The following is an 11,177-nucleotide window of genomic DNA, read 5'->3' on the forward strand; positions in this document are numbered from 1 at the left end:
GACGAGGCGGTCGAGAAGGTGGCTGATGAGGTCATCGCCGCGCCGGTCGAAAAGGCCATCGAACAACCGGCGACGCCCGCCCGGCGTCAGCGTCGCAAGTTCGCGGTCATTCAGGCCATCGACAAGACGACGGCCGAGAGCATGAAGTTCGAGGTCGAGGTTGGCGGCCGTCCGGTTCGCTTCAACCAGAACCTGATCTTCAACGTTCGCGCCTGTGAGGTTACGACCCCGGACGAGCTGACTGAAGACTCCATCGCCTATGTGGACGTGTCCGTGCAGCCGCGCGGCTCCACCCAAGGCGCCGAACCGCGTCAGATTTTCCGTGGCTGGATGTTCGCATCGTCCCCTGCGGTCAGCGGACTTCAGAACGTCAACTATGACGCCTGGGTCGTGGGCTGCAAAAACTAGGCGGTCGCCAGCGCGACAGCCTCGGTCCCATCTATGACTTCAAGAAGCGCGGCCTGATCCGGTGTTACGGAAAGGGCCGGTTTCAGACGCCGCAGATAGGCCGCCTGCGGGGTTTCGACCGCACCGAACTGGCTGAGGTGCTCCGTCAGGAACTGGGCATCCAGCAGGGGCCAGCCGCCTTTTCTCAACCGCGCCACCAGATGAACCAGCGCCACCTTTGAGGCGTCGCGTTCGCGGCTGAACATGCTCTCGCCAAAGAATGCGCCGCCCAGCGAGACGCCGTACAGGCCGCCGACCAGCCGTTCTTCTTTCCAACATTCGATGGAATGGACGTGGCCCATGGCGAACAGGGCGGCGTAGAGGCGTCGGATCGGTGCATTGATCCAGGTGTCTTCGCGTTCCGGTCCCTGCACCGCCGCGCAGCCGTCCAGTACCGCTTCGAACGCTGTGTCGACGCGGACCTCGAACGGTTCGCTACGCACAGTGCGGCGCAGACGGGTGGGAATGTGGAAGGCATCCAGCGGAATAACGCCGCGCTGGTCCGGCTCGATGATGAAGATGCGTGGATCATCACGCGCCTCGGCCATCGGAAATACGCCCCGAGCATAACAGGCCAGCAGGTCTTCGGGGCCGAAGCCGCCGTAAGGCCCGCTGGCGCTGAAATCGGGGTCGGTCAGGCCTGCGCCTTCTGACGGGCGGCCCATTTCTCCAGCCAGTGGATGTCGTAGTCACCGGACAGAATATCCGGCTCCTGCAGCAGCTTCTGGAACAGGGGGATGGTGGTGTCGACGCCGCCGATGACGATCTCGTTCAGCGAACGCTTGAGGCGCGCAATGGCCTCTTCACGGTCGCGGCCATGCACGATCAGCTTGCCGATCAGGCTGTCGTAGTAGGGCGGGATCGAATAGCCGGCATAGATGGCGCTATCCAGACGCACGCCCAGACCACCTGGTGCATGGAAGTCGGTGATCTTGCCCGGCGACGGGGTGAAGGTCTCGGGGTTCTCGGCGTTGATCCGCACCTCGATGGAGTGACCTTCGAAGGTGATGTCTTCCTGGGTGAAGGACAGCGGCAGACCTGCGGCGATGCGGACCTGTTCGCGCACCAGATCGACGCCCGTGATCATTTCCGTGACCGGGTGTTCGACCTGCAGGCGGGTGTTCATCTCGATGAAGAAGAACTCGCCGTCTTCCCACAGAAACTCGATGGTGCCGACGCCCAGGTAGCCGATGGCGGCGATGGCCTTGTTGACCGTTTCACCGATCTTCTTGCGACCCTCAGCCGACAGGGCGGGCGAGGGTGCCTCTTCCAGCACCTTCTGGTGACGGCGTTGCAGCGAGCAGTCACGTTCGCCCAGGTGGACGACGTTGCCGTGGCTGTCAGCGATGACCTGGATTTCGATGTGGCGTGGCTTCTGGAGGTAACGCTCCATATAGACGGCGCCATTGCCGAAGGCGGCCTTGGCCTCGGACTGGGCGGTCTGAACGGCTTCGACCAGATCGTCGGGCGTCATGGCGACCTTCATGCCGCGTCCGCCGCCGCCTGCCGCCGCCTTGACGATCAGCGGGAAGCCGATGGCCTTGGACGCCGCGATGGCGGCCTCGACGGTTTCGACCTCGCCGTCAGAGCCGGGAACGACGGGGATGCCCGCGTCCTTGACGGTCTGTTTGGCGCTGATCTTGTCGCCCATGACCCGGATGTGTTCGGGCTTGGGGCCGATGAAGGTCAGGCCATGGGCCTCGACGATCTCGGCGAAACGAGCGTTCTCGGACAGGAAGCCGTAGCCGGGGTGGATCGCCTGCGCGCCGGTGATTTCGGCGGCTGCGATGATCGAGGGGATGTTCAGATACGACTTGGCCGCCGAAGCGGGGCCGATGCAGACGCTTTCATCCGCCAGACGCACCCACATGGCGCCGCGGTCGGCTTCCGAGTGCACGGCGACGGTGGAGATGCCCATCTCCTTGCACGCGCGGTGGATGCGCAGCGCGATCTCGCCCCGGTTGGCGATGAGGACCTTGGTGAACATCAGGGCGCCTTAGGCTTCCAGCAGGACGAGCGGCTCGCCGAATTCGACGGGTTGAGCGTCGCCGACCAGGATTTCCGCCACAACGCCGTCGCGCGGCGCCTGGATCGGGTTCATCGTCTTCATGGCTTCGACGATCAGCAGGGTCTGGCCCTTCTTGACCTTGTCGCCCGGCTGAACGAACGCCGGGGCTTCCGGCGAAGCCTGCAGATAGGCGGTGCCGACCATCGGCGACTTCACCTCTTCGCCCGCGCGGGCGACGATGGTGGCGGGGTCCGAAGGCATGGAAACCGGGGCAGCCGCGGCGACAGGGGCGGCGACCGCAGCAGGGGCGGCGGCGTACTGGACCGGGGCGGCGTTGACTGTGATTTCGCGAGCGACGCGGATGCGCAGGTCGCCGCGCTCGACTTCGACTTCCGTCAGGTCGGTTTCGTTGAGAATGTCGGCCAGCTGGCGAACCAGGGAAGCGTCGATCTCGGCGTGTTTCTTGTCATCGGCCATTGGAATTGCGCCTTGTCTTTCGTGTTCAGTGTGAACGGGTCGGCCCTCAGGCGCGTTCCCGGACCTTGGTGAGAGCCGCCTGGACGGCCAGTTCATAGCCGTGCGCGCCGAAACCGGCGATGACGCCGGTCGCCGCGGACGACACATAGGAGTGATGGCGGAAGGCTTCGCGCGCCGCCGGATTGGACAGATGCAGTTCGATCACCGTGATCGACAGCGTCTTCAGGGCGTCGTGCAACGCGACCGAGGTGTGGGTATAGGCCGCCGGATTGATGATCAGGGCGTCGGCGCTTTCACGCGCTTCCTGAATCCAGTCGACCAGCACGCCTTCGTGATTGCTCTGGCGGAAGACGATCCGTGCTTCACCAGCGGCTTTGACGCAGCGTTGCTCGATGTCCGCGAGGGTGTCGCGGCCATAGACTTCCGGCTCCCGAACCCCGAGCAGGTTCAGATTGGGGCCGTTCAGCACATAGATGACAGGCGTGTCGGCCATGGATTCCGGAATCGGACGCTTTCGCAGCACAAGAGGGGCCTTTTAGCCGAGGCTGGCCGTCGGTCAAACGGTCTAGCAGTAGGAACCTTACCTGACGTAAGGCGGATGGCGCAGATTTCGCACGGATTTGATCAATCGTCCGCTTTCGGGACGCTCGTCGAGGAGCGCGAAGTATGCGCGAAGACGTCAAATTGATCGTTCGTTCCGTCGTGGCGGCGGGTGCAGCCGTCGCTGTCGTGATCTGCGCCTATCTGTTCGAGGTCGGTTGAACGGCTGGCGGAACGGGGCGGTTGTCTCTATGTCCCCCGCTGATGCTGACAGCCGCCGGGAGAGACGCCGTGCACCAGATCCAACTGAATGGCGAACTGCGCCAGGTCCAGGCCGCCACCATCCTGGCGCTGGTCGAGGAGCTGTCGCTGGACCCGCGCAAGGTGGCGGTCGAGCGTAATCTGGAAATCGTGCCCAAGTCCCTGCACGCCACCACGACGGTGGCGGAGGGTGACCGGATCGAACTGGTTCAGTTTGTCGGCGGCGGCTGATTGCAATCAAATCCCGTGACCGCGCTTTGCTTCGCGCGTCCGGGGGACTAGGTCAGTGCCATGACCGAGACAGCTACTGAAACCTGGTCCGTCGCGGGCCGCACCTTCACCTCGCGCCTGATCGTGGGCACCGGCAAATACGTCGACTACGCCCAGAACGCCGCCGCCGCCGAAGCTGCCGGCGCCGAGATGGTGACCGTCGCCATGCGCCGCGTGAACCTGTCGGACCCGACCCAGCCGATGCTGGTCGATTTTGTGAAGCCGGATCAGTACACCTATCTGCCCAACACGGCGGGCTGTTTCACCGGCGAAGACGCGGTGCGGACCCTGCGGCTGGCGCGTGAGGCAGGCGACTGGAACCTGGTCAAGCTGGAGGTTCTGTCGGACCCCAACCTGCTCTATCCCGACATGGAAGAGACGCTGCGGTCGCTGAAGCTACTGGTGGCCGACGGCTTCGACGTCATGGTCTACTGCACTGACGATCCCGTCTATTGCCGCAAGCTGGAAGACGCAGGCGCTGCGGCCATCATGCCGCTGGCGGCGCCGATCGGCTCGGGGCTGGGCCTGCTCAATCCCGTAAACATCAAGCTGATTGTCGATCAGACCAAGGTGCCGGTGGTTGTCGATGCCGGTCTGGGCACGGCGTCGGATGCGACGCTGGCGATGGAGCTGGGCTGCGACGCCGTCCTGATGAACACCGCCATTGCCGGGGCGCAAGATCCGATCCGCATGGCCCGCGCGATGAAACACGCGGTTCTCGCAGGCCGGGATTCCTATCTGGCGGGGCGGATGCCCAAGCGGGTGTATGGCGCCCCATCGTCGCCGACGACCGGACTGATCTAGGCCTTCATCCTAAAGGCTGATGGAACGTCGCAGCGCCACGCCTTCAGACGCAGGGTGATGACGAAGGCTTCGACCTGCGACAGGACGCCGAGGCCGAAGGTGATCCAGAGCAGCGACCCTGCCGCGCCTGTGACGAACAGTTGGACGAACAGGGCCCATAGGAACAGGCAGAACAGCTTGGACAGCCAGTGGTGAGGCGACGCCTCGCGTCGGAAGCGGACGAAGCTGACGGCGTGATTGAGCATCTCCAGGACGACAAGCGCCAGAACCAGCGGCGCTGTCAGCCGGATCAATTCGGGGTGCATGAGGCCAAGCGCGACAACTGCGCCTAACCAGAAGATGACATCGGCGCGTCCGTCCCAGCGCCTCAGGTTGGGCGTGACGACCTGCAGCCTGCGCGCGATGACGCCGTCGAAGATGTCCGACAGCACCGCTAGAGACAGCAGGACGGCCGCCATCACGCCTGCCTGTGGGGCCGTCAGGCCCAGAGCGATCAGCGCCGGAGCCGCGAGAAGCCGGAAGATCACCAGCATCCATGGCGCCCGGCGCATCATGACGTCAGCGTTTCGCCGCTTCGATCATCTTGCCGACTTCGGCCGGGTCGATGCTGGAACTGGCCTTGCCGTTGATCAGGAAGGTTGGGGTGCCTTGCAGGCGCAGGGCGGCCGCCGTCGTGTGAATATCGGCGATGTGGCGGGTCGTCTCGGGCGAGGCGACAGCCGCCTTGGCGCGGGTCATGTCTACGCCGTGTTCAGCCAGAATTCGGTCGATGGCCTCGATGCTCAGCGCACGCTCGGTCATCAGGGCGTCATAGACCTCCAGATACTTGCCCTGCTGGTGTGCGGCCAGAGCCGCGCGGGCGGCGTACTGAGAGGTCACGTCCTCGCCTCGGTCCAGAATCGGCCAGTCCTTGAAGACGAAGCGAACCTCCGGGTGTGCGGCCATCAGGGCGCGGTAATCATGGGCCACAGCCTTGCAGCCGGGGCAGCGGAAGTCGAAGAACTCGATCACCGTCACCTTGGCGTCGGCGGGGCCGAAGCTGGGGTCGCGCGGGTCGGGCTTCAGCAGGGCGGCGTTGGCGGCGGCGGCCTGATTGGTTTCGTCCACGCGGGCCTGCTCGCCCTTTTCCTGCAGCGCCTGGCTGGCTTCCTGCAGGACTTCGGGGTGTTTCAACAGATAGGCGCGCACATTCTCGCCGCCGGTGAAATAGGGCGCAGCGGCCAGGCCCAACGCCACGACCGACACGCCGAGGGCCAGATAGCCGGCGCGTGCGCCAGTCAGCCAGTTCGATGCAGGGGCGGCTTTGGTTTCGGGCGCGGGGGCGTCGTCGGTCATGAAGGCTCGTCAGTCGTCGGGGGAAAGGGGGATCAGTTCAGGGTCGCCGGACGGCGCAAGGCGTCGCGGCGGTCCAGGTCCTGAATATCGGCAGGGGTGGCGCCAGAGGCCAGGACGATGTCCATGGCGCGACGCCATTCGATGGAGGTCGGCTCCAACATGCTGCGCGCACGCAGGGCGAACTGCACGGCTTCTTTTTCGGCTCCTGCCGCGAAATAAAGCTCTGCCGACGCCAGCCGCGCCTCACCTTCCATCCCCTTGGACGCATAGGCTTGGGACAGCAGACGCCACGCCATGGTGTTGTCCTTCTCGGCGACAGTGGCGTGTTTCAACTGGCTGATGGCCTCGTCCAGATTGGCGGGGTCGTTGGTTTCGATCAGGGCGTGGGCCAGGTTGACCCGCAGCAGGGGCGCGTCTGGGGCCAGACGAACAGCCTCGCGGTGAGCCACCACGGCCTCGACCGGGCGGCCTTCCTCGAACAGGACCTGGCCCTTCAGTTCCTGAAAATAGGGGTTGGTTTCGTCGCCCGCGATCAGTTCGTCCACCGCCGTCAGGGCGCGGTCGGTCTGGCCGTCGCGATACCAGACGATGGCGCGGGCGTAGCGGCCGGGCAGGGAGGTGTCTGTCGACGGATAGGACCGCAGGGTCTGGTTCGGCGGGTCCATGAAGGCATGGATCTTGGCCAGGATCAGGGCGTGCTGAGCCATGCGCTCCGGGCTGTCACGATGGCTGTAGTGCGGCTGTTCCTGCACGAAGCGACGCATGGATTCGATCCGTTGCGACGACAGGGGGTGGCTGCGGAAATAGGGGTAGCGGCGCGCGTCGGAGAAGACTTCCTGTGATCGGAAATTTTCGAAGAAGGATACGAGCCCCGCGCCGGTTTCTCCGGCTCTTTCCAGCGCCCGGGCCCCGGTCAGGTCGGCCTCGCCCTCCTGGCTCTGCATATAGTGCAGGGCGCCCAATGTGCCGAAATACTGGCTGGAGCCCAGCAGGGCCACGCCCGCGTCGGGCGCGCCTGCGGCGATGGCCAGGGCGCCTAGAGCCATGGTCATGAACATGGGCTGTTTGCCCGCGTTCTGGGCGCCATCGCGCAGGGTGTGGCGGTTTTTGATGTGGCCCGCTTCGTGGGCCATGACGCCCAGCAGTTCGCTGGGGTTCTTGGTGCGCAGGATCAGGCCGGTGTTGACGCCCATGATCCGGCCACGGGTCGCAAAGGCGTTCAGATCGTTGTCATTGACCAGCAGGACTTCGATGTCCGACGGGTTCAGGCCCATGGCCACGAAAACCGGGTCGGCCCAGCCGCGAATGATCCCTTCGATCTCGGTGTCGCGGATCATGCTTTGGGCGGAGGCCTGGCCAGCGGCGACAAGGACCATCAGGCCCGTTGCCGCCGCCGCCAGAAGACGGGTTGCAGATCGAGGAAGCCACGTCATGGCGCACTCCGGTAACGATCGACCCCCGTCGGCATACTGGCAGTCTAATCGTGACCGATCAGCGGCGCCACCACCCACGCTTGGGCTTTGCGGGTGGTGCGACAATCTGGTTCGGGTCTTCGGCGATTATGGCCTGAACATCGACCTCAGTCTGAGGTGCGACGACGGGTTCGCTGACGACCACAGGTTCGACGGACGCCAGGTCGACGAAAGCAGGCTGGGGTTCATGCACGGTTTGCGCCAGCGCCTGTTCGACAGCAAAGGCTGTTTCTGGCGTGACGTCCAGTTGGACCGGCGTGCCTTCGACCGGCGCTTCGTTCGACTCGATAGCCGTGTCGGGATGCGGTTCGACGTGAGGCTCCGCAACCGTTTCGGGCTCAGCCTTGGCTTCGACCTCGGCGGCGACCTGGGTTGCAGCCTCGGCGCTGGCCGACTTGCGGCGAACACGACGGCGCTGCGGTTCAGGCGCGATGGCGGGTGTATCGGCCTCAACCGCGTCTTCAGTCGGCGTGATCACCACGGCCATCGGCGTGTCGGATGAACCGTCCGGCGCCATGCCTTCGTTTGTGGCGCGGTTTTCGACCTTCTGCTCGTGCGCTGCGTCTCCGCCGCGACCACGGCCGCGACGACGACGGCGACGCGAACGACCGCCTTCTTCGCTCGTGTCTTCGGCGACGACGGCATTCAAGCCTTCGACTTCGGCTTCGGCGGCTGCTGGGCGCTCGGCGCGTTCCTGACGCGGCTCAGGCCGGCCCGGGTTCAGCGGGTCGAACCAGACATAAGGATCGTCCAGCGACGGCGTACGACCGCGCACCCAGGTATAGACGTCGCGCTCGCCATCCTCACGAACGCGGCGACCGCCACGACGGCCACGGCGGCGGCGACGGCCGTTCTCGTCTTCTTCATCGTCCGAAGCGTCTTCGACGGTGAGGGCTTCCGGTGCGTCGGTCGCCTCTTCATCGCGACGACCGCCACGACGGCGACGGTTGCGGCCACGACCGCGACCACCGGATTCGGCGCGCTCGGCGCGTTCGCGGGGTTCGTCGTCGTCGCTGTCCTCGCGCTCCAGCGAGTCTTCGTCTTCATCGTCATCGTCGCCGATGACTTCTTCGTCGTCGCCGTCCTCGTCTTCATCTTCGAACAGGGAGGCGTCGAAGTCGTCGTCCAGGTTGGGCAGTTCGACCTCGGGTGCGACGAAGTCTTCGTTCGTCTCGGTGCGATCGATGTTGTGTTCGCCCTGACCCAGGCTGTCATCGATCTGGACGATGACGTTTAGACCGCGACGTTCCAGCAGGTCCTGCAGATAGGCGCGCTTGTGGTTCAGGATGTACAGGCCGACGGCGATGCAGACCTTCAGCACCACGACGCCCGCGCCGTTCTTGCCGGCTTCGATATCGACGGCGCGCAGGGTCATCAGGGCGGCGGATTCGGCCGAACGGATGCGGCCCGAGCCCTGGCAGTGCGGGCAGGCCTCGGTCGCGCCTTCGATCACGCCCAGACGACGGCGCTGACGGCTGATCTCCATCAGGCCGAACGGCGAGATGCGGCCCATCTGGATGCGGGCGCGGTCGGCGGCCAAGGCCTCCTTCAGCACACGCTCGACGGTGCGGTTGTTCTTGCCCTCATCCATGTCGATGAAGTCGATGACGACCAGACCGGCAAGGTCGCGCAGGCGCAGTTGGCGTGCGGCCTCGACGGCGGCTTCCATATTGGTCTTGAACGCCGTCTGCTCGACGTTGCGTTCCTTGGTCGCGCGGCCAGAGTTGACGTCGATGGCCACCAGGGCCTCGGTCTGGTTGATGACCAGATAGCCGCCTGACTTCAGCGGCACGACCGGCTGGTGAATCTGGGTCAGCAGTTCTTCGATGCCGTTGGCGGCGAACAGGGGCCGCGAACCGCGATACAGGTGAACCTTCTTGGCCTGGGCGGGCATCAGCACGCGCATGAAGTCGCGCGCTTCCTTGAAGCCCTCGACGCCCTCGACCTGAATGCCGTCGAAGTCCTTGTCGAACATATCCCGCACGGCGCGGCGGACGAGGTTCTCTTCCTCGTAGATCATCGACGGGGCGTTGGAGGCGAGGGTCGTCTCGCGGATCGTCTCCCACAGCCGCAGCAGATATTGATAGTCGCGCTTGATCTCGGCCTTGGTGCGCTTGGCGCCCGCCGTGCGGATGATCAGACCCATGCCCTGCGGCACGTCCAGCGCCGCGACGGCGCTCTTCAGGCGACGGCGGTCAGAGGTGTTGGTGATCTTGCGCGAAATGCCGCCGCCCTTGCCGGTGTTCGGCATCAGGACGCAGTAGCGGCCAGCCAGCGACAGCCAGGTGGTCAGGGCGGCGCCCTTGGCGCCGCGCTCGTCCTTGACGACCTGCACCAGCAGGATCTGGCGGCGCTTGATGACGTCCTGGATCTTGTAGCGACGCATCAGGCGGCGCTTCAGGCGCTCCTCGTCCGCCAGAGCGGTTTCGGGATCGGCCTCGTCGTCGCCGGACTCGCGGCCCAGATCGTCGTCATCATCGTCGTCGTGCGCTTCGGCCATGATGGCTTCGCGGTCGGCGACCGGGATTTGATAATAGTCCGGGTGGATTTCGTTGAAGGCCAGGAAGCCGTGGCGATTGCCGCCATATTCAACGAAGGCCGCCTGCAGGCTGGGCTCTACGCGGGTGACCTTGGCGAGATAGATGTTGCCGCGAAGTTGGCGCTTCGCGCGGGATTCGAAATCGAATTCCTCAATTTGCCGTCCATCCACGATGGCGACCCGGGTCTCCTCCGGATGCGCCGCATCGATCAGCATTGTCTTTGACATTGAAAGTCTCTCTCTGGCGCGCGCAGGCCCGCCCTCCCAGCAAACTGGTCAGGGTCGTGGCGGCTCGCCGAACGGGGGAAGGGGCCAGGGCGTGCAACATCCCCTCGCCGAGATCGGCGAAGCTGGCTTGAACAAGCCGTTGGGGGGTGCAGGCGTAAGGGCCCATGGAAGTCGTCGGTCCTGAACCAGGCGCGCCAATCTCGTGTAGGCACGAGAGGCCGCGACCATGGTCCGCTCTTCGAACCATCGGCTATGCCGGGGCGGTTCTAGGATTGGTGAAAGTCAGCGCCGCGAGGAGGGCGCGCCGATCTTCACAACAGCGAAGAGGCGCGATCGGTTCGCGAGCGGTCACAGCATAGTCATGACAAACGTGAATTAAAAGACGTTCGCCTTAACCCCCTGAATACGAGAGCCGGGCGATAAGGCGGCTCAGTAAACGGTGTGGTGGGTTCGTCGTCGGGATGAGCGGTCGCTTTTTGTCGGGAGTTGCACGCTGGGGCGTGAAGGAATGGGCGATGACCGCCCTGGCCTTCGTCGTCATGTGCTCTGTCGGTCTTTTCGCTACGCGCGGCCTCGCATGGGGATCGAGCGGAGAGGTGCTGGGCATTCGGTTCGGCGCTGACGGCGATCGCACGCGCGTCGTCATTGATCTGGAGAAATCGGCTCAGGGCCGTGTCATCGACACCGGCGCAGACGGCCGCGTGACTGTAGCGCTGTCGGGCGTGGCGACGGGGCGGGGCCTGGATGGCGGCGGTTCGGGGCTGGTGCGCTCGTACCGTGTCGACGCCAACGGCGG

General features: G+C 64.9%; 11 protein-coding genes and 1 pseudogene. 4 read left to right on the plus strand and 8 right to left on the minus strand.

From position 1 onward, the window contains the following. On the plus strand, positions 1 to 408 hold a 408-nt coding region (locus QZ281_RS06275; protein ID WP_292226037.1), incomplete at its 5' end, for a DUF2155 domain-containing protein. On the opposite strand, the gene aat is transcribed toward QZ281_RS06275, so the two are convergent. Genes aat through aroQ form a run of 4 tightly spaced genes read right to left on the minus strand, consistent with a single transcriptional unit; the run spans position 405 to position 3,425 of the window. Beyond that, positions 405 to 1,112, minus strand: a complete 708-nt coding sequence (gene aat / locus QZ281_RS06280; RefSeq protein WP_292226039.1) for a leucyl/phenylalanyl-tRNA--protein transferase — start codon at positions 1,110 to 1,112, stop codon at positions 405 to 407. The two genes, QZ281_RS06275 and aat, sit on opposite strands and share 4 nt — an antisense overlap. Next, positions 1,082 to 2,434 (minus strand): acetyl-CoA carboxylase biotin carboxylase subunit, encoded by a 1,353-nt coding sequence (accC, locus tag QZ281_RS06285; protein WP_292226041.1) that lies wholly within the window; start codon positions 2,432 to 2,434, stop codon positions 1,082 to 1,084. The genes aat and accC overlap by 31 nt, the downstream gene beginning before the upstream one ends. A 9-nt stretch (positions 2,435 to 2,443) precedes the next feature. Then, positions 2,444 to 2,932 carry an acetyl-CoA carboxylase biotin carboxyl carrier protein gene (gene accB / locus QZ281_RS06290; RefSeq protein WP_292226043.1) on the minus strand — a complete coding sequence of 163 codons (489 nt, stop codon included), beginning with the start codon at positions 2,930 to 2,932 and terminating at the stop codon, positions 2,444 to 2,446. Between the two features lie 46 nt (positions 2,933 to 2,978). After that, a complete protein-coding gene (gene aroQ, locus QZ281_RS06295) occupies positions 2,979 to 3,425 on the minus strand; it encodes a type II 3-dehydroquinate dehydratase (RefSeq protein ID WP_292226045.1) in 447 nt (148 codons plus the stop codon). 311 nt (positions 3,426 to 3,736) lie between these two features. On the opposite strand from aroQ, the gene thiS reads away from it, so the two are divergent. Next, positions 3,737 to 3,964: a sulfur carrier protein ThiS gene (gene thiS, locus QZ281_RS06300; protein WP_292226047.1), complete on the plus strand. Its 228-nt coding sequence runs from the start codon at positions 3,737 to 3,739 to the stop codon at positions 3,962 to 3,964. Between the two features lie 60 nt (positions 3,965 to 4,024). Further along, on the plus strand, positions 4,025 to 4,807 hold the full coding sequence (locus QZ281_RS06305; RefSeq protein ID WP_292226049.1) for a thiazole synthase: 783 nt from the start codon (positions 4,025 to 4,027) through the stop codon (positions 4,805 to 4,807). On the opposite strand, the gene QZ281_RS06310 is transcribed toward QZ281_RS06305, so the two are convergent. Genes QZ281_RS06310 through QZ281_RS06325 form a run of 4 tightly spaced genes read right to left on the minus strand, consistent with a single transcriptional unit; the run spans position 4,804 to position 10,381 of the window. Beyond that, complete coding sequence (locus QZ281_RS06310; RefSeq protein WP_292226052.1) at positions 4,804 to 5,340, minus strand: CDP-alcohol phosphatidyltransferase family protein; 537 nt, start codon at positions 5,338 to 5,340, stop codon at positions 4,804 to 4,806. The two genes, QZ281_RS06305 and QZ281_RS06310, sit on opposite strands and share 4 nt — an antisense overlap. Positions 5,341 to 5,365: 25 nt before the next feature. After that, complete coding sequence (locus tag QZ281_RS06315) at positions 5,366 to 6,142, minus strand: thioredoxin domain-containing protein (RefSeq protein ID WP_292226054.1); 777 nt, start codon at positions 6,140 to 6,142, stop codon at positions 5,366 to 5,368. Positions 6,143 to 6,174: 32 nt separating this feature from the next. Continuing rightward, entirely contained in the window at positions 6,175 to 7,575 is a 1,401-nt protein-coding gene (locus tag QZ281_RS06320; protein WP_292226056.1) for a M48 family metalloprotease, read from the minus strand. 58 nt (positions 7,576 to 7,633) lie between these two features. Then, complete coding sequence (locus QZ281_RS06325) at positions 7,634 to 10,381, minus strand: ribonuclease E/G (protein ID WP_292226058.1); 2,748 nt, start codon at positions 10,379 to 10,381, stop codon at positions 7,634 to 7,636. A 515-nt stretch (positions 10,382 to 10,896) separates the two neighbouring features. Here QZ281_RS06325 and QZ281_RS06330 point away from each other — a divergent pair. After that, positions 10,897 to 11,177 (plus strand): annotated as a pseudogene (locus tag QZ281_RS06330) (N-acetylmuramoyl-L-alanine amidase); the annotation flags it as partial.

Source organism: Brevundimonas sp., assembly GCF_018608325.1.
In the GTDB taxonomy this organism is placed as follows: Bacteria; Pseudomonadota; Alphaproteobacteria; order Caulobacterales; family Caulobacteraceae; genus Brevundimonas.